Annotated in this window: 17 protein-coding genes; 6 read left to right on the top strand and 11 right to left on the bottom strand. The window is 74.7% G+C overall.

Annotated features, from left to right (window positions below):
* Positions 1-37 precede the first annotated feature (37 nt).
* Positions 38-1,354, top strand: a complete 1,317-nt coding sequence (locus tag RMN57_RS07200) for a histidine kinase (protein ID WP_313762539.1) — start codon at positions 38-40, stop codon at positions 1,352-1,354.
* Entirely contained in the window at positions 1,351-2,022 is a 672-nt protein-coding gene (locus tag RMN57_RS07205; RefSeq protein WP_313762540.1) for a response regulator transcription factor, read from the top strand. Before RMN57_RS07200 ends, RMN57_RS07205 begins: the two co-directional genes overlap by 4 nt.
* Positions 2,023-2,107: 85 nt before the next feature.
* On the opposite strand, the gene RMN57_RS07210 is transcribed toward RMN57_RS07205, so the two are convergent.
* The 3 genes from RMN57_RS07210 to RMN57_RS07220 form a co-directional block, all read right to left on the bottom strand.
* Complete coding sequence (locus RMN57_RS07210; RefSeq protein WP_313762541.1) at positions 2,108-3,802, bottom strand: GMC family oxidoreductase; 1,695 nt, start codon at positions 3,800-3,802, stop codon at positions 2,108-2,110.
* A 139-nt stretch (positions 3,803-3,941) separates the two neighbouring features.
* Positions 3,942-4,379, bottom strand: a complete 438-nt coding sequence (locus RMN57_RS07215; protein WP_313762542.1) for a hypothetical protein — start codon at positions 4,377-4,379, stop codon at positions 3,942-3,944.
* Between the two features lie 334 nt (positions 4,380-4,713).
* Positions 4,714-5,562, bottom strand: a complete 849-nt coding sequence (locus tag RMN57_RS07220) for a helix-turn-helix transcriptional regulator (protein WP_313762543.1) — start codon at positions 5,560-5,562, stop codon at positions 4,714-4,716.
* A 170-nt stretch (positions 5,563-5,732) separates the two neighbouring features.
* Here RMN57_RS07220 and RMN57_RS07225 point away from each other — a divergent pair, with 170 nt between their 5' ends.
* From RMN57_RS07225 to RMN57_RS07235, 3 genes are all read left to right on the top strand, one after another.
* On the top strand, positions 5,733-6,395 hold the full coding sequence (locus tag RMN57_RS07225) for an NAD(P)H-dependent oxidoreductase (protein ID WP_313762544.1): 663 nt from the start codon (positions 5,733-5,735) through the stop codon (positions 6,393-6,395).
* A gap of 765 nt (positions 6,396-7,160) precedes the next feature.
* Entirely contained in the window at positions 7,161-8,498 is a 1,338-nt protein-coding gene (locus RMN57_RS07230) for a DUF6271 family protein (RefSeq protein WP_313762545.1), read from the top strand.
* Positions 8,495-9,034: a GNAT family N-acetyltransferase gene (locus RMN57_RS07235; protein ID WP_313762546.1), complete on the top strand. Its 540-nt coding sequence runs from the start codon at positions 8,495-8,497 to the stop codon at positions 9,032-9,034. Before RMN57_RS07230 ends, RMN57_RS07235 begins: the two co-directional genes overlap by 4 nt.
* A 15-nt stretch (positions 9,035-9,049) precedes the next feature.
* Here RMN57_RS07235 and RMN57_RS07240 read toward each other — a convergent pair whose 3' ends face one another.
* From RMN57_RS07240 to RMN57_RS07265, 6 genes are all read right to left on the bottom strand, one after another.
* The gene (locus RMN57_RS07240) at positions 9,050-9,694 is read right to left on the bottom strand and encodes a response regulator transcription factor (RefSeq protein WP_313762547.1); all 645 of its coding nucleotides are present in this window, start codon (positions 9,692-9,694) and stop codon (positions 9,050-9,052) included.
* The gene (locus RMN57_RS07245) at positions 9,646-10,995 is read right to left on the bottom strand and encodes a sensor histidine kinase (RefSeq protein ID WP_313762548.1); all 1,350 of its coding nucleotides are present in this window, start codon (positions 10,993-10,995) and stop codon (positions 9,646-9,648) included. Before RMN57_RS07245 ends, RMN57_RS07240 begins: the two co-directional genes overlap by 49 nt.
* A 21-nt stretch (positions 10,996-11,016) precedes the next feature.
* Positions 11,017-11,835 (bottom strand): CPBP family intramembrane glutamic endopeptidase, encoded by an 819-nt coding sequence (locus RMN57_RS07250; RefSeq protein ID WP_313762549.1) that lies wholly within the window; start codon positions 11,833-11,835, stop codon positions 11,017-11,019.
* A 177-nt stretch (positions 11,836-12,012) separates the two neighbouring features.
* The gene (locus RMN57_RS07255) at positions 12,013-12,306 is read right to left on the bottom strand and encodes a DUF1330 domain-containing protein (RefSeq protein WP_313762550.1); all 294 of its coding nucleotides are present in this window, start codon (positions 12,304-12,306) and stop codon (positions 12,013-12,015) included.
* Between the two features lie 35 nt (positions 12,307-12,341).
* Complete coding sequence (locus RMN57_RS07260; RefSeq protein ID WP_313762551.1) at positions 12,342-13,775, bottom strand: MFS transporter; 1,434 nt, start codon at positions 13,773-13,775, stop codon at positions 12,342-12,344.
* A complete protein-coding gene (locus RMN57_RS07265; RefSeq protein ID WP_313767737.1) occupies positions 13,772-14,134 on the bottom strand; it encodes a MarR family transcriptional regulator in 363 nt (120 codons plus the stop codon). The genes RMN57_RS07260 and RMN57_RS07265 overlap by 4 nt, the downstream gene beginning before the upstream one ends.
* 380 nt (positions 14,135-14,514) lie before the next feature.
* Between RMN57_RS07265 and RMN57_RS07270 the strand changes: the two genes are divergently transcribed.
* Positions 14,515-15,534, top strand: a complete 1,020-nt coding sequence (locus tag RMN57_RS07270; RefSeq protein ID WP_313762552.1) for a hypothetical protein — start codon at positions 14,515-14,517, stop codon at positions 15,532-15,534.
* Between the two features lie 131 nt (positions 15,535-15,665).
* Here the strand turns inward: RMN57_RS07270 and RMN57_RS07275 are convergent, their stop codons facing one another.
* Both RMN57_RS07275 and RMN57_RS07280 read right to left on the bottom strand, forming a co-directional pair.
* On the bottom strand, positions 15,666-16,166 hold the full coding sequence (locus tag RMN57_RS07275; RefSeq protein WP_313762553.1) for a rhodanese-like domain-containing protein: 501 nt from the start codon (positions 16,164-16,166) through the stop codon (positions 15,666-15,668).
* Positions 16,167-16,270: 104 nt separating this feature from the next.
* Entirely contained in the window at positions 16,271-17,761 is a 1,491-nt protein-coding gene (locus tag RMN57_RS07280) for a helix-turn-helix transcriptional regulator (protein ID WP_313762554.1), read from the bottom strand.
* Positions 17,762-18,127: the final 366 nt, after the last annotated feature.

Consider the following 18,127-nt stretch of genomic DNA (forward strand, 5'->3'; position numbering starts at 1 on the left):
CGATGTCGCGCGCATGACGGCCGGTTAGTCTCGCCGTATGGACGACGCCGCACCGACCGCCGAGCCCCCGCGACCCTCCGGCCGGAGGGTCGCACCCCCGCTGACCGGCCGTGCAGCCGTGTCCTGGGCGGGCGGCGTGCTCTACCTCCTCGTGGTCCTCCTGCTGATCGGGGGCTCGACGCGAGCGCCCGCGACGGTGCCGGCCATCGGCTCGCTGCTGGCCGCGACCCTGCTGATCGGGGTGGTACGACGGCAGCCGCTGCCGGCGCTGGCCCTCACGCTGGTCGGGGCCACCGCCGTGGTGCTGTCCACCTCCGGCGCCGCCCCCACCCGGCCGGTGGTCGGGTACCAGGGGCAGTTCCTCTCCTACCTGGCCGTGGACGCCGTCCTCGGCTTCATCGTCGCCACCTGCGCCCGGCGGGCGGCCGTCGTCGCCGGCGCGGTGTCGTTCACCGTGCAGCTCCTCGTCGTCGCCGCGTTCGCACACGGGGACAACCTGACCGTGAACGTGGTGATCGCGCTGCTCGCGCTCGCCGCGGCCGGTGCGGCCGGCCTGCTGGGCCGCGAACGCCGCGAGCACGCGGCGGCCCTGCGGTCGCAGGAGGTGGCCGAGGCCGTCACGGCCGAACGGCTCCGGATCGCCCGGGAGTTGCACGACATGGTGGCGCACAGCATCGGCATCGTGGCCATCCAGGCCGGCGTGGGGAGCCGGGTCATCGACACCCAGCCTGCGGCGGCCCGGGAGGCGCTGGAGGCGATCGAGGCCACCAGCCGGGAGACGCTGGCGGGCCTGCGCCGCACCCTGGTGGCACTCCGCCGGACCGATCCGGACGGGACCGATCGGAGTTCGGGCGCCTCGGACGCGCGGCGGGAGCCGCCCGCACCCGCACCGGGACTCGCCGACCTCGACCGGCTGGTGGCGGCGACCGCGGACGCGGGCGTACGCGTCGAGGTCCACCGCAGCGGGGAGCAGCGTCCGCTGCCGCCCGAACTCGACCTGTCGGCCTACCGTATCGTGCAGGAGGCGCTGACCAACGTGGTCCGCCATGCGGCCGTCGACCACTGCCGGGTGGCCGTCGGGTACGGGGACGAGGAGCTGTCCGTGGAGGTCGTCGACGACGGACGCGGTGCGCCGGGTGCTCCCGGCCCCGCCCCCGGGATGTACCACGAGCACGGCTTCGGCCTGGTCGGCATGCGGGAGCGGGTCGCCCTGCTGCACGGCCGGCTCAGCGTCGGGCCGCGGGCGGAGGGCGGCTTCCGGGTGGCGGCGCGGCTTCCGCTGCCCGAGCCCGTGGCGGCTCCGGCCGCGGCTGCGGCCAAGGCCCCGGCGATGACGGCGGAGGCGGCCCGGTGACGCCCGTCCGCGTGGTGCTGGCCGACGACCAGCCGCTGGTCCGCTCCGGCCTGCGCGTGCTGATGGCCGACCACCCCGATCTGGAGGTCGTCGGGGAGGCCGCGACCGGCGCCGAGGCGGTCCGTCTGGCCGGCGAACTCGCCCCGGACGTCGTGGTGATGGACATCCGGATGCCCGGCATGGACGGGATCGAGGCCACCCGCCGGATCACCGCCGACGGCGGCACGACCCGCGTCCTCGTCCTGACCACCTTCGACGAGGACGACCACGTCCACGGCGCGCTGCGGGCGGGCGCGAGCGGCTTCGTGGTCAAGGACATGGCGCTGGACGACATCCTCGCGGCCGTCCGCGTGGTCGCCGCGGGCGACGCGCTGATCGCGCCGGGCGTGACGCGCCGGCTGATCGCGGACTTCGTCCGGCAGCCGGCGGCCACGCGCGCCACCGCGCCGTCGCCGCAGCCGGTCGAGGGCATCACCGAGCGGGAGCGGGAGGTACTGACGCTGGTCGGGCTCGGCCGCTCGAACGCCGAGATCGCGCAGGACCTGGTCATCTCGGTGGCCACCGCCAAGTCCCACGTGTCCCGGCTGTTCACCAAGCTGGGCGCGCGGGACCGGGTGCAGCTCGTGATCACCGCGTACGAGCTGGGGCTGGTCGTGCCGCCCCGCTGAGCGCGCCGGCCGGGGTTCCGGGGCGGCCCGGAACCCCGGCCGACCCGGTTCCCGACGGCCGGCCCCGACGGCCGGCCCCGGAGCCCTACAGCGCCGCCGCGAGCTTCTCGGCGGTCCGGATCGTGAGGGCCGCGACGGTGATGGTCGGGTTGGCCGTTCCGCCGGTGGGGAAGACGGAGGCGCCGATCACCCACAGGTTGGCGAATCCGTGCGCGCGGCCGTCCGGGTCGACCACGGACCGGTTCGGGTCCTTGCCCATCCGCATGGTGCCCATCGTGTGGCCGGAGCCCTTGAAGCCGAGGGACGGCTGCTTGGGGTCGACCTGGTCGGCGCCGGCGGTGTCCTCCAGGTGTTGCCAGATCCGGCGGGCCACGCTGTGGGCGTACGCGAGGGAGCGCTTGGAGTAGTCGTCGATCCGGTAGGCGATCTTGGGTCGGGGCACCCCGAGGGCGTCCTTCTCGGCCGAGAGGGTCACCCGGTTGTCCCGGTCGGGCAGTTGCTCGGTGGAGTAGCTGAAACGCAGCATCCGGGTGACCTTGTGCTCCAGCGCATCGCGCAGCGGCTGCCCGAAGGTCCTGATCCGCTGCGCGTCCGCGTTCCACATCAGCTTGTCCAGTGCCGCCGCCGGCGACTCGGTGCGCCCCCAGCCGTCGTTCCCGACGGTCATCCGGAAGCCGCCGGTGGCCTTGCGGAAGGCGCCGTCGCGGAAGGTCTCGATGCTGAGCGTGGTCTGCGGGCCGCGGAACGGGAAGACCGGCTCGCCCAGCAGCCCGACGACCTCCTCGGTGGGGTGGTCCATCAGGTTGCGGCCGACCTGGTCGCTGTCGTCCCTCAGCTCGGAGAGCAGCCAGAGCTTGGCCGTCTCGATCGCGCCCAGCGCCAGCACCACCTGCCGCCCGTCCACCCTCTCCTCCGCCCGGTCGGCCGTGGTCCAGTCCCGGAAGACCACGGTGGCGGGCCCGCCGTCCCGGGCGGCCAGCAGTTTGACGGCCACACTGCCGGTGCGGAACTCCACGCCGAGCTTCCGGGCCTGCCTGATGTGCACCCCGGCGTCGTACTTGGCGCCCGAGGGACAGATCGGGACGCAGCTGGAGTTGCCCCGGCAGGCGGGCCGTGCCTGGTACACCTTGGAGTTGCGGGCCTGCGGGTTGGTGATCAGGGTCACCGGCGTGTCGTCGATGGCCGGGATCGCGGCCAGAGCGCGCCGCACCACCTCGTCACCGTAGCTGGGCACGATGCCGGGCATCGGGAAGTCGGTGGAGCGGGGCGTGAGGCCGTCCCACTCGGCGCGGTTGCCGGAGACGCCCAGCTCCGTCTCGGCCCGGGCGTAGAAGGGCTCCAGCTCGTCGTAGTCCAGCGGCCAGTCCGCACCGACCTTGTACGTCGACTTGAGCGCGAAGTCCGGTGCCAGGAAGCGGGGGCAGTTGCCGCGCCAGGCCCAGGTGCTGCCGCCGACCATCCGTTGGTAGCCGCTCTTGAAGAGGTCGGGGCCGGTCTCGACGTAGTAGTTGTTCATGGTGAACGGATCGCCGGTGCCGTCGGAGGAGGGCGCCCAGCGGTCCTTGTTGTTGGGCAGGTCGGCGAAGGGGGAGGTGGTCGGCTGGGTCGCGGAGACCTGGTAGGCCTCGACGTACTCGGCCCGCTCGGTGAGGTCGACGCCGTTGGCGCCGGCCTCCAGGAGGAGGATGCGGGCGTCGGGCCTGGCCTTCTTGAGCTCGCAGGCGCAGAGCGCGCCGGCCACCCCCGCGCCGATGATCACGACGTCGTACGGGCTGTCCATGGGCGTGTCCTCGGGTCGGAGGTGTTCGAGTCGGAGGTGGTCGAACCACGGGGCGCGGGCCGGTGGTCCCGGTGCGGGTGGGCATCCGGCCCGGGCCGGACACTCGACCCGGGCCGGGCATTCGACCCGGGCCGGGCCGTCACGGGTGCTGGGCCCAGTAGCCGTAGCCGCCGAGCGGGGGCGGCAGCTCGGGCGCGTGGGAGATGGGGTGGGCCCGGATCACCTGCCAGATCAGGCCGGACTGGTACTGCTCGGCGCTGCCGGGCGGATCGATGGCCCCGTCGGGACGGGTGAACTCCGCGGTGAACCAGACCGCGATCGTCTCCCGGGCCGCCCGGGCCAGCCCGGGGTCGCCGTCCAGCGCGGACTGCAGCGCGGCGGCCGGGTCGGGCTGGGTGGCGGCCTTCCGGTGGGCGTCGAGCAGCCGGGGAAGATCGCCGGGGAACGCCCGGGTGAGGCGCTGCCGGTAGGCGTCACCGACCGCCGGGTCGGGGGCGGGTTCGGCCGTCAGGAGACGGGTGAGGTCGAGGAACTCGGTGGCATCGGCGGCGTCGGTGACGTCGGGGGCATCGGTCATCGCGGGTCGCTCCGGCTCGGTGGAAGGGCCGCCTCGACGCGAACACCGCCGCGTTCGGGTGACGGCCCGGTCGGCGCCCGCACGGATCACGGATGCCGGACATCGGACTGCCCGGGCGAGGTCCCGGTCGAGCCGGGCCCCGGGTGGCGGGCGATGACCACATGCTCACGCACCCGTCCGGCGGCCGCGACGCCTGCGGGGACACCCGGGTGGCCACGGCGTCACGCACGGTGCGCACTGCCGTGAATATTCGTACACGACTCATGGCGTCGCAACCGGGCGCTCAAGCGGTCCGGACCGCCCCGCAGCCGCGCTGTCCGGCCGCTCGGCGCTCTCAGACCGCGCGGAGGGCGCCGGGGCGCAGGCCGGTGAGCCGGTCGAGCGCCGCCGCGGTGGCCTCGTCGGCCGGGAGGTGGACGAGGAGGCGCTGGTCGTCGTCGGTGGGCAGGTCCAGCGTCTCGTACGCGAGGCGCAGCTCGCCCGCCTCCGGGTGGACCAGCCGGGTGATCCCGCTGGCCTTCGGCAGGCCGGGCAGCGATTCCAGGCGGTCGGCGAACTCCGCGCCGCAGGAGACGGTCAACTCGTCCATCAGGCCGTCCATGTGGGGGTTGGAACGACCCGGGCCCTGCTTGAGCGCGGCCACCTGCTCGTCGGCGACGCGGCCCCAGTCCGGGTAGGCGGTGCGGGCCCGGGGGTCGGTGAAGACGAAGCGGGCGAGGTTCGGCCGGGCGCCGTCGAGCAGGCCGATCGGCCCGACGAGCTGCCGGTAGCCGTCCGTGCAGGCCAGCACCTCGCTCAGCCGGTTCAACAGCACGGCCGGGGACGGTTCGAGGCGGTCGAGCAGCGCCTGCACGGTGGGCCGCACCACCCGGTTGGGGCCGGAGGCGCCCGTGCAGCTGAAGCCGGGGTCGGCGCCCTTGGTGAGCCGGTAGAGGTGCACGCGCTCGGCGGCGGTGAGGCGCAGCGCGTCCGCCAGTGCGGAGAGCACCGGCGGCGACGGCCGGCGGTCCCGGCCCTGCTCCAGCCTGGTGAGGTACTCCACGCTGACCCCGGCGAGCGTCGCCAGCTCCGCACGGCGCAGCCCGGGGGTGCGGCGGCGCGCGCCGGTGGGCAGGCCGACCTCGGCGGGGGTGACGGCCTCCCGGCGGAGGCGCAGGAACAGGCCCAGTTCGTTGTCGCTCACCCGGCGAACCTAACACCCATGCCCCGCACGGATCGTGGCCCTGCCACTACCACTCTCCGCCCGGCCTTCCTCCGGTTCCGCCGGACCGGCAGTTTGGTGGAGCCGGCCCCGATCGGGGCGGCCAAACCGATGGCATTCCCTGCCGACCCGCGATTCCGAGGAGCACCACCATGTCCCAGTCCCAGCCGCAGTCCGAGTCCCGGCCGCAGGCCGAGCCCCAGCCGCAGGCCCAGTCCCGGCCGCTGAAGCTCGCCGTGCTCGTCGGCAGCGTCCGGGAAGGCCGTTTCGCCCCCGTCGTGACCCGCTGGTTCACCGAACAGGCCGATCGGCACGGCCAGTTCGACGTGGACGTGCTCGACCTGGCGGACTTCGACATCCCGCTCGAACTGCCCGCCGTGCCGCCGGCGATGAACCCGGACCTGGTCCGACCCGACGGAGTGGCCGAGCTGACGCGGAAGCTGGCGGCCGCCGACGCGGTCGTCGTCGTGACGCCCGACTACAACCGCAGCTTCCCTGCCTCGTTGAAGGCCGCCATCGACTGGCACTACGCCGAGTGGCAGGCCAAGCCGATCGGCTTCGTCGGCTACAGCGGCGCCAGCGGCGGCCTGTTGGCGATCGAGCAGCTGCGGCAGGTCTTCAACGAGCTGCAGGCGCACACCGTGCGGGACTACGTGTCCTTCCCGCGCTACTACCTGCTGTTCGACGCCGACGGCACGCTCCGCGAGCCGGCCGAGCCGGAGGGCGCGGCGAAGGTGATGCTCGACCAGCTGCTCTGGTGGGGCTCCGTCCTCCACGACGCCCGCCGCGACCGCCCCTTCACCGCCGGTCGATGAGGCGCCGGCCGATGGGGTGCCGGCCGATGGGGTGCCGGCGGATGACGATCCGGCCGGCGCGCATCACTACCGATCGCACCTGATCGCCCGTCGGTCGCGAACGGATGAGCAGTGGCCGCGCCGGCTCCGACCGGCGCGGCTTCTCTGCTGTTGCGCGGGGGACGTTGCCCGTCCACCGGCCGACGGCGCGGACAACGGGGTCGGGGTCGGCAGTGAAGTGCCACGGCGTCGAGGCTTGGCCACTGGTCGAAGGCGACCTTGAGCACGCACCACAGGGCCGCGCCGGCCTCCAGGACGAGCAGCAGCACGCCGAGCAGGACGTCCACCGGCCATGGGATCATGTCCGGGATTCTCACCCGGCCCGGCACGCCGGCGCCTGAGTAGCAGTACTCATTCGGGATGGCCGTTGCGGACCAAGGCCCGCCCCGCACGTGGGCCACTGCCTTCTCCTGTCGCCCCTCGCCCTACCCGGTGGGGGCATGGCGGGGTTGCCCCATCGGGCAGGGCTGCGGGGCGCCGGCCCCCTTCGTCCACGACTGCGTTGACACCGCGGATTGGTCTGGTCCACGGTGTTGCGGAGGCAAGGTCGCGGCGGTGCGGAGCCCGACCGGAGCCCGGCCCGGGCAGAGGGCCGGCCGCGCCTTCTCCTCCTCTCCCCTCACGCTCGACCCGTCCGGTGGCCTCCGGACGCGCCCTCGGCATGCCCGAACAGCCCAATGGTCCTGTCATGACATTGATGTGACGATGCATCGGAGCTCATCTCCCATGAGAAGAATCTGCCTGGCCCTCCCCACCAACCGGGCCTGCGCCGGCACGATCGCGGACGTCGCCGAGGAAGCCGCCCACGCGGCCGCGGAGTTCGGCGTCGAGGTGCACCTGCTGGTCCTGGACTCCTCCGACCCGGACGCGCTGGCGGAGCACACCCGCACCGTCCGGGCGCTTCCGCCCGCCCCGGGCGTGGTCGTGCACCACCTGGACGAGGAGCGGCAGGCCGACTTCCTGGGGCGGGCCGTCCGACGGGCCGGGGTCGCCGAGCCGGAGCGGGTGCTCGGTCTGCTGCTCCCGGACGCCGTCTCCTACGGCGCCTGCACCAACCGGGCGTTCCTGGTCGCCGCCGCCCTCGGCTGCACCTCCGTGCACCGGCGCGACTCCGACAGCACCTACCAACTCCTGGACGGGAAACCGGTGTTCCCGATCCACCACGAGCTGCGCTCGCTCGGCCGACGGGCGGCGGACGTGGTGCCGGACGTCTCGAAGTCCCTGCTGGAGCCGGCCGATGCGGCCAAGCCGGTGTCGCTGGTCGGCGGCTCCTTCATCGGCGAACTCTCGGTCGACGTCAGCGAGATCCGCGCGCTGGATCCGGACCTCTACTACGACGTGGTGAGCCTGTGGGCGCCGCCGGTCTGGACGGAGGAGCAGACGCGCGAGCTGGTGGCGGAGTCCTTCACCGGGGGCGGCACCGAGCCGTTCACCCGGGACGAGTCCGTGCTCGGCGCGCCCGACATCCGGCGGATCGACATGTGCAACCTCGCCCTCCACCACGAGGTCTACGAGCGCATCCCGCTGCCGCCGGCACCCGACACCATCGGCAGCGACTACTTCCTCCTGCACGTCGTCCTCGACGCCACCCTGCCGGGCGTGGTGCACAACCGCCACATCGTGAACCACTACACCCCGGAACGGCGCACCGGTGCGGGATTCACCGCCTACCAGGTGCGGTTCGTCAAGTTCCTGCTGTCGATGCTCTACCTCTACCCGGTCTACGGCGAGATGACGGTGACCGCCGGGGCGCTGCTCGACGAGCGGCACCGGGTGCGCGTCGACGCCGTCCTGGACATGGTCCGGCGCAGCACGGGCACCGACCGCGCGGACAACCACCACCGGCTCGCCGTCCTCGACCGCTCCTACCGGCAACTGGGCGGCAAGTACGCCGAGTTCGCCGATCACCTGGTGCCGATCCGGGAGCGGCTGCTGGACGAGGCGCAGGCGGACGCCGAGGACTTCGCCCGCCTCATCGAGGCCTGGGGCCCGCTGGTCGCGGCCGCCCGGGCCGAGGACCCCTCGGGCGTGGGGGCGCCGAGCACGGAGGCCCCGACCGGATGAGCGAGGACATCGCATTCCGCCTGCTCGCCGACGGCGACTGGGACGCGGTCGTGGAGCTGGAGCACGACGCCTACGCGGCCGACGGCCTCTCCGAGGGCCGGGTGGCCCTGCAGTCCCGGGCCCGCCCCTCCCCCGGCACCTGCTACGTGCTGGAGCACCGGGGACGCGTCCGCGGCTACGTGCTCAGCCTGCCCTACCCCCTCTACCGGTGCCCGGACCTCACCCGGGCCGAGGAGCGGAGCCACGAGGAGGGGAGCCACGAGGAGCGGAGCCACGAGGAGGGCGGCCACCACTCGCGCAACCTGCACCTGCACGACCTGGTGATCGCCGAGGAGCTGCGCGGCCGGGACGTGGCCCTGCGGTTCGTCCGGCACGTCCGGGCGCAGGCGCAGCGGCAGGGCTTCGAGCGGATCTCCGTGGTGGCCGTCCGCCGGACCGACGTCCTGCTCGCCATGCTGGGCTACCGCACCCACCGCGAGGTCCCCGTCCCCGCGTGCTACGGCCCGCGCGCGGTCTACATGTCGATGGCGATCTGAGCCGACCCCGCGCCGCTACCGCTTGAGGTAGGCGAGGACGGCCAGGACGCGGCGGTTGTCGTCGGCGGAGGCCTCGATCCGGAGCTTGGCGAAGATGCTCGCCGTGTGCTTGGCGACGGCGCTCTCGCCGATGTGCAGGGTGCTCATGATGGCGGCGTTCGAGCGGCCCTCGGCCATCAGCTTGAGGACGTCGTGCTCGCGCGGGGTGAGTTCGGCGGTGGTGCCGCGGGCGTCGCTGCGGGCCAGGAGCTTGGCGATGACCTGCGGGTCCATCACCGTGCCGCCGGCGGCGACGGTGCGGACGGCGTCGATGAACTGGGCGGTGTGGGTGACGCGGTCCTTCAGCAGGTAGCCGATCGCGCCCTCGCCGCCGGCCAGCAGCTCGTGGGCGTAGAGCTGGTCGACGTACTGGGAGAGGATCAGGACGGGCAGGCCCGGGCGGGTGCGGCGGGCCTGGAGGGCCGCCTGCAGACCTTCGTCGGTGAAGGTCGGGGGCAGGCGGATGTCGACCACGGCGACGTCCGGGGCCTCCTCCGCCAGGGCGCGGAGCAGGGCGGGGCTGTTGTCCACGGCCGCGACCACCTCGAAGCCGTGCTCCCGGAGGGTGCGGGTCAGCCCGTCCCGGAGCAGGAAGAGGTCTTCGGCGAGGACGACGCGCACGGTATCTCCAGGGTTGCGGTGGTCGGACCGCCCGGTGGGCTGTCCAGGGCGAGGGTTCCGTCGAAGGCGCTCAGCCGGCGGCGGATGCCGTGCAGGCCGCTCCCCCGGGCCGGATCCGCGCCGCCGCGGCCGTCGTCGGCGACGGTGACGCGCAGGGCGGGGCCCGTGTGCTCCAGGTGGACGCGGACCTCGCGCGCTCCGGAGTGCTTGCCCGCGTTGGCGAGGAGCTCGCCGACCGCGAAGTAGGCGGCCGACTCGACCGGTCCGGGGAGCCGGCCGGACAGCCGCGCCTCGACGTGGACGTCGAGGAAGCCGTCCAGCGCCAGGGAGCGGACGGCGTCGCCGAGGCCGCGGTCGGCGAGGATCGGCGGGTGGATGCCGTGGACGAGGTCGCGGAGGTCCTGGAGGGCCCGCTCCGAGGTCGCCCGCACCTCCAGCAGCAGCTCGCGGGCGGCGTGCGGATCGGTGTCGAGGCGCAGGGTCGCCTCCTCCAGCGTCATGCCCAGGGCGACCAGCCTGGCCTGCGCGCCGTCGTGCAGATCCCGTTCGATGCGCCGGAGTTCGGCCGCCTGGGTGTCCAGGGCCGCGGCCCGGGTGTCCGTCAGGTGCTCGATCCGGCGGACCAGCTCGGTGGTGTGCGGCGCGGACAGCAGGCGCCGGCTCCAGGCGGCGTGCAGGTCCAGCGCGACGGGGGCGAAGCGCAGGCCCGCCGCCACCAGGCCGAGGCCGAGCAGCGCGGCGGCGAGCGCGGTGGCGGTGGAGTCGACGGGGACGAAGGCGTACCAGTTGCCGTCGCCGAGCAGCGGCCGGACGAAGGGCTGCACCAGCGCGCCGAAGAGACCGTACTCGACCAGCGCCAGCGGCGCCGCCACCAGCAGGCCGCCGACCCACGGCTCCAGCCACGCCCACCGCAGGTCGTGCCAGAAGCCCTCGTCGCCCAGGATGCCGGCCGCCCGCCGCCTCCTCCCGGCGCCGGTGCCGACGTCGACGCCCGGACCCGGGCCGGCCCCGGCGTCGGCCAGCGGCTCCGGGCCGGCCCCGGCGTCGGCCAGCGGCTCCGGCGGGCTGATCGGGGTGCCCGTCCAGCGGGCGGTCCAGGACCGGTAGCGGTCGGAGAGCCGGCGCAGCGCCCGAGCGGCGGGCGGCAGCAGCGGGAAGCCCGCCCCGACCGGGACCAGGAGCAGCGCGAGCAGGACCAGTCCGCCGACCGCGACCACCGCGAAACCGGCCAGCGAGAGCAGCTGGCAGCGCCACACGGCCGCCCAGCCGCCGGCGCCCGGGCGCCAGTCCCCCTCGGCCATGACCGCCCGCCGCCCCTCGCCTCAGCGCGCCCCGTGCGCAGGCGTCAGAATACTGACCGCGGGCCCGCGCAGCACCCACGGCACCGCCGCCACCAGGCACGCGGCACCGAACAGCACCATGGGCAGCACCGCGCCGGACTCCTCGTCCATGGTCAGCAGCATCCCCAGGTTGACCAGGGTGTGGAAGCCGCCCGCGAGCAGCAGCCGGTTGGCCCGCACCCGCTCCAGGCCGAGGCCGAGCACCACGGACATCGCCACGGTGGCCGCCAGGAAGCCGGCCGCGTACGCCGGGGCCTGCGCGAGGACCTGCACGTGCCACAGGCCCCACACCAGGCCGACCAGGGCCGAGGCGGTGAGCGGGCCGAACCTGCTCCGGACCAGCGGCTGGAGCAGGCAGCGCCAGCCGATCTCCTCCCCGCAGGCGCCCACCAGTTGGGCCGCCACGACCAGCGCGAACGGGTGCTCCAGCGTGCGCGGGTCGGTCAGCCGGGCGTCACCGCCCAACAGCGCGTACGTGCCTGCGCCCAGCACGACGATCAGCGGTGCGGTGAGCAGGAGCAGCGCCTCCCGGCCCGCGCTGCCGTCCGCCCCGCGCGGACCGGGCAGCGCGCCGGCGAGCCTGCGCCGGGTCCGCGCGGGCCGGAGCAGCGCCAGCACCGCCACCCCGGCGGCCGGACCGAACTGCGTCAACTGCACGACCCCGGTCGGTATCCCCGTGCCGGGCTGCACCGCCCCGAGCACGCCCGCCGCCACGAACGCGACGGACAGGAACACCCCCGCCTCCGCCTTCCACTCCCGCATGCCGCCCAGCCTTCCGGTGCTCGGTTCCGTACCCGTCACCGTCGACTCTTCCGCGCCGGCCGCTCCCGGCCATTGCGTCCAGCTGCCCGGCGGGGGTGCAGGTAGCTGCACCCCCGCCGGCCGGTCCGGTCCGGGAGGCCGTCCCCGCCACACCAGCAGCCGCACCAGCGAGAACCAAGAAGGCGGATCTTCAGTGAGGATCCGCCCGGAGCTCGGTCAGTCGAGGCCTTCGACGATGCGGAAGTCGCGCTCGACGCCGTCGGAGAGGGCGTCCAGCGCCTCCTGGTAGGCCGCGCTCTCGCGCGTCGCGACGGCCTGCTCGAAGCTGTCGAACTCGACCAGGACGGTGCGCTCGGCGATTCCGGCGTCGTACGCCGCGACCCGACCGCCACGGACGACGGTCCGGCCGCCCCCGGCCTTGACGGCCAGTGCGGCCAGCTCGTTGTAGGCAGCCAGCTTCTCAGGGTCCGAAATGGTGCGGTAGACGCTGACCCAGTAGCCCTTGGGCATGGAAACCTCCGGTGTCGGGATGAGGTGCATCTGACTTACGGGTTGCTCTCGGACGAGCGTCGGCGGGCGAGCGCGAGGCTCGTCAGCGTCGTGACCGCCATGGCGCCGACGCCGACCAGCGCCGCGGTGGTGTAGGCGCTGTCGTCGGGGAAGAGGTGGCCGGGGCCGGTGCCCGCGGCGAGGACCAGTCCGCCGATGGCGCTGCCCAGGGAGTACCCGACGCTGCGGACGACGTAGTTGAAGCTCATGGCGCTCGACGTCTCGCTCTTGGGGGTGACGGCCAGGATGACGCCGGGCATCGCGGCCGAGAAGCCGCCGACGCCGAAGCCGAGCACGCCCATCGCCGCGAACAGTTCGGCCAGGTCCGACCGGGCCGCCGCGAACAGGGCGAACCCGCCGCCGACCACGACTGCGCTGCCGGCCAGGAGCAGGGGGTCGGCGATCCGCGTCCGGACCCGCGGTGTGAGCTTGCCGGCGACGAACCCCAGCACCGAGAACGGGATGAGGACCAGCCCGGCGACGAAGGTCGTCAGCCCGAAGCCGTAGCCGGCGCCGTGCGGCGTCTGCGCGTACCGGGTGATGAGCGTGAGCAGGAGGTACATGCCGATCCCGCCGACGAACATGGCGAGGTTCGCCCCGGCGACCGCCGGGTGCCGCACCGCCCGCACGTCGACCAGGGGCGTCGCGCTGCGCAGCTCGATGACGGCCCAGACGCAGAGCAGCACCACCGCGACGGCGGCGAGGCCCGCCGCCACGGCGAGGTGCCGGCTCCACAGATTCCGTTCGCCGGCGAGGAACAGCACCAGGAGCAGCGCAGCGGCCAGGACGACCGCGCCTGCCACGTCCACGTGGGCGGAGCGGCCGTCGGGGGCCTCGGGCACGGAGCGCCACGCGGTCAGCAGGGCGGCGGCGGTGACGACCAGGCCGAGGCCGTAGGCGGCCCGTACCCCGCCGAGCTCGGCGAGCAGTGCGGCCAGCGGGTAGCCGACACCGGCCCCGATGATGGAGACCACCGAGATCAGGGCGATCACGGCCGCGCTGCGCTCCTCGGGGAGGTGGTCCCGGGCCACGCCCATCATCAGGGCCGTCAGCCCGAGCCCGACGCCCTGGGCCGCCCTGCCGGCCAGCAGCCACGCGAACGGCAGCGGCAGCACGGTGAGCGCGCTGCCGGCGACGACGACCGCCAGCGTGGCGAGGATCGCGGCCCGCCGGTGCCGGCCGGCTCCGAGCCGGCCCAGGACCGGCGTGGCGACGGCGCCGCTGAGCAGCGCGACGGTCAGCGTCCACTGCGCGCTGCCGAGCGAGACGTGGAACGAGGTCGCCACGCTGGTGATGAGCGGCGTCCCGAGGCTGCCGACCGCCGCCACGACCAGTGCGACGAACATCAGGGCGGGGACCAGCGGCCGCGCCTCGGAACGCGCCACCGGGAACGTCTCCACCGCGGCCCCGCCGACCGGCGGCCCGGTCACTGCTTCGGCCCTTCGCGGTCCTGGCTTTCGAGCTCTGCCAGATGCTTCAGCGCCGGAAGGGCAGCCACCAGCGCCTCGACCTCGTCACCGGTGAGCTCGCCGATCAACCGCTCGAACGCGTGGACGCCCGCCTGACGCCGCGTCCGGACATAGGAGGCGCCGGCCTCGGTCAGGCACACCAGCGTGACCCGCTTGTCGGACGCGTCGCCGCGCCGCTCGACCATGCCGGACTCCTCCATCACCCGGACCAGGGCGGTCATCGCGGGCTGGGTGACGCCCTCGACCACGGCCAGATCGGTGATGCGCCGCGGACCGGTCCGGTCCAGGGTGGCCAGGGTGGCTGCGGACGTCAGGCTCATGTCCCGGGGCAGGCGTCTCGCGGCCCTGGTGGCCAGGCCGTAAAGGGCTGCCCCGATGGCGGCGGACGCGCCAGGAGTGGTGTCTTGACGACTCATGCTCGAAGCATAGCGCTTTTATATTCATAGTTTATGGAAATGACGGCTTCCGCTCGGCAGGGAGCGGGCGACCGCCTCGCGGGTCCGTCGGAGGCGACGAGCCCCCTCGGCGTGAACCCCGGATTCCGGAATCACGCCGAACAGCACAAACCCTGGGAGAACCGCCCGATGGGCCGGGCCGCTCCCGCGCCGGGCCGGTCGCAACCGGACCGGCGGGCGGGGCGTCCTCTTCGGCGACGTGGAGGCGGGGACACCGCGAAGGCGACGTAGAGGCAGGGGGCACGGTGGCGTTGCGCGGGCGGGTGAAGGCCGGGGTCGTGGTCGGGGTGGTGGTCGCCGGGTGTCTGGCGGCGGTCGCGCTGGACGACGGCCGCCGGGTGGGACCGCCGAGGGCGTACGGCTCGTTCGGGGGCTCGGCCGCCGCCGAGGAGTGGGTCGCCTACGGTGACCACGCCGCCGTGATCACCGTCACGGACGAGGTGCGGGGGCGGCCGGATCCGAACAGCGAGGACTACGTCCCACGGACCGTCAGTGCGACCGTCTCCGAAGTCATTTGGTCCAGGCCGGGTGCCGTACGGCTGCCCGGGGCGGTCATGCTGCCCGTCCGGGGTTGGTACGACCCGCTGCTGGGCGGCGAGCAGGAGGACGCGGCGCGGGCCGCCCCGCGCCTGGAGCCGGGCCACACCTACCTCGTCGGCCTCGCCGAGACCTCGGGCGGATTGCGTCCGATCGGCGACGAGGCGGCCGTGCCCTACGACGACGCCACCTTCGGGAAGGGCGAGATCGAGGGCCGCGTGGTCGATCCCATCGAGTACTACCGGGCCCTCCGCGAGCTCCCCAGGGACTCGGTCGCCCGGTTCGCCGTCAACGAGACGCACAACCGCAAGACGCTGGCCGACGTCCGGCGGCTGCTGGCGGCAACCTCCGCCCAGAACGTCCACCGACAGGCGGCGCTGGACGGGATCTACACCGACGCGGACCTGGACGGCCGCCCGGACGAGCCCCTGGACGAGGGTGCCCATGACCTCCCCGGACGGATCCGGCGCACCGTCGGGGCCCTCGATCCGGACAAGGACTACCTCCTGTCCGTCGGCTGCGCCGGGCGCGGCGCGGCGGTCGGGGTCACCCTCACCGTCAACGGCGTGAGCAGCGAACACCGGATCCTGTGCAACGGCCACGGCGAGCGGGTCGCGGTGAAGCGACCGCAAGGAGAGGTGTCGTACGAGCTCGTCGGCGACGTCGGTGCCGTCTCGTGGCGGCTGTCACCGGCCGACCTGCGACGGTCCGCGACACCGCGCGGCTGAGACACGAACGGTCGAAGCCCTCGGCCAGACCGCCGGGTAGGAAGTGCCGTACGCCGCCGACCCGCCGGCCCGGGCGGCGACGCCCGGGCCCGGTGCTGGTCCGGGTTCGGCACCGGGCGCCGCGGCGGGTGTCAGCACGCGCAGGAGATACCGGAGCGCGGCGCGGTCAGGTCGTCGATCGCGCGCCGGTCGGTGCCGTGGTCGGTGTCGTAGGCGAAGCCCTCGCGCGCCCAGTACTCGAAGCCACCGATCATCTCCTTGACCGCGTAGCCGAGCCGGGCGAAGGCCAGGGCGGCGCGGGTGGCGCCGTTGCAGCCGGGCCCCCAGCAGTAGGTGACCACGGTGGTGTCACGGCCGATCAGCTGCGGCGCCAGCTCGGCGATCCGTGCGGTGGGGATGTGCAGGGCGCCCGGGATCCGGCCCTGCGACCAGGCGGCGTCGTTGCGGGAGTCGACCACGACCACGCCGGGCACGCCCGCCGCCAGGTCGGCGTGGACGTCCGAGACGTCGGCCTCGAAGGAGAGCCGGGCGAGGTAGTGGGCGGCGGCGACGGCCGGGTCGGCGGCGGGGACGCTCAGCACGGCGCTCGCGGTCGCGGCGGCGGCGGCAGTAGCAGCGGTGGTGACAGCCATGGGGTGCTCCTCGACGGTGGGACCGGGGCCCGCCCTGTTCGGCGGTGCCTCGATCCTCGCGCCTGCCCGGCAGCGCCCGCGAGCGGCGTGATCGCCGACGATCGTCAAGATCCCGCCAGCCCGGCGGCGGCCAGTCGGCGGTGCAGTCCGCGCAGCTCGTGCCGGACCAGCGCCGGCAGGGCGGCGGCATCCTCCAGCAGCGGCCCGACCAGCTCGGCGGCCGTGCGCGGGTCGTGGGCGCAGAGGTGGCAGTCGGCGATCCGGATGGTGAAGAGCAGCCGTGCGGTGGGGAGTTGGTCGGGCGCGAGGAGCCGCAGCGCGGTACCGGCCGCGTCGACGGCGCGCAGCGCCAAACGGGGGTCGTCGACGGCGACGGCGGCGTCGCGCAGCGCGGCCGCGGCGCCGGACTCGACCCGCAGGCGCATCGAGGCGATGGAGAGCCAGGGCGCGTCGGACTCGTCGTGCTCGCCGATGTGGTCGAGGTGGAGCCGGGCGCGGGCGATGTGCCGGACGGTCGCCCGGACGTCGCCTGCCAGGGCGTACGCGCGGGCCCGGCCGACCTGGGACATCGCACCGGCCCAGTGCCGGCCGGGCGCGGCACGGCCGATCTCCACGGCGTAGCCGAGGGCGGCGGCCGGGTCGCCGTCGAGCCGGGCGAGGGTGCTCATGTCGCTGAGCGCCGCGACCTGGGTGGCCGGATCGTCGGCCAGTTCGGCCCAGGTGAGTGCGCGGTCGAAGCAGGCCATCGCGGTGGCGTTGCGCCCGTCCTGCATCCGCAGGCCGCCGGCGGCGTGCGCGTACTCGGCGGCGAGCCGGGCGAGCGGGCGGCGGGCGCGGGCGGAGCGGGTGCGGGCGAGCCGGCGGAGGACGGCCCGCAGGGTCTCCTCGACGGCGGCGGTGCCGGGCACGGCGGGCGTCTCGCCGGCGCGCAGCCGGGCGGCGAGCAGGCCGGCCAGGGCGTGGGCGGTGTCGGCGTCCAGGGGCGGGGCGGTGTCGGGGTCGGCGGCGCAGAACACGGCGTGCAGGGCGACGGCGTCGGCGGGTGCGGGGACGGCGCAGCCGTCGGCGCCGTGCAGCGGGCAGAGCAGGCCGTAGTCGGGGAGGCGGCTGGGCGGGTGGACGACGAGCGGCGGCGGTACGAGCGGTGGTGCGGGTCGCGGCCGGGGGCCGGCGCCGGGGGTGCCGGGCAGCGGTGGGCGGGCCCAGTCGGCCGGTGCGGCGGGCGCCTCCCGGTCCCACTCCTCGGCCCGGCGGCAGGCGGCGCGCAGGTCGCCGTCGGCGGCGAGCAGGTCGTCGAGGCGGGCCGCGAGCCGCGGGGCGGCCCGGCGGGTGCCGTGCTCCAACTTGCTGACGGCGGTGTGGTCGTAGCCGATCGCGGCGCCGAGCTGCGCCTGGGTGAGACCGGCCCGGCGGCGCCAGTGCCGCAACCGGGCGCCGAACGCCCGCCAGAGCAGTTCGGGCGGTGCGGTGGCGGACGGGACGGCGACGGGTGGGACGGCGGCGGGCGGTGCGGGGACGGGCGGCGCTTCAGCCGGCGGCCGCTCGACGGGCGGTGCGCCGGCCGCGTCCGGCGCAGTGGCGTGGTTCCGGTGCACGGGGCTGCCCTCCCGAGTCCGCTCCCGGTCGATCCTTCGCGCGCTCTCCCGGCCCGGTCCGGCTCTCCCGCTGCCGGGTACCGCGCCGAGGGCCTTTGCCCGGGGGCCTTGCTGAGGACGGTACTCGACCGGAGCCGCCGCGTACATCCGATCCCGCCAACTGGTCTCAACCTCTTGGTCTCAACCTCTCCACGAAACCCGCAGCTTGACAGAACTTGCCAACCGCACGAGTGCCGTGCTCCAGCCGTTGACGGTGGCATGACGGCGTGTGAGGGTTCCGGCACCCGAGCGCGGACCACCGCACGGCCGTCCCCCTGCGGCCCGCGGTGAGCGCCAGTCAGGCGCGGTCCGCGGTCGAGCACCCCC

Source organism: Kitasatospora sp. CM 4170 (assembly GCF_032110285.1).
In the GTDB taxonomy this organism is placed as follows: Bacteria; Actinomycetota; Actinomycetes; order Streptomycetales; family Streptomycetaceae; genus Kitasatospora; species Kitasatospora aburaviensis.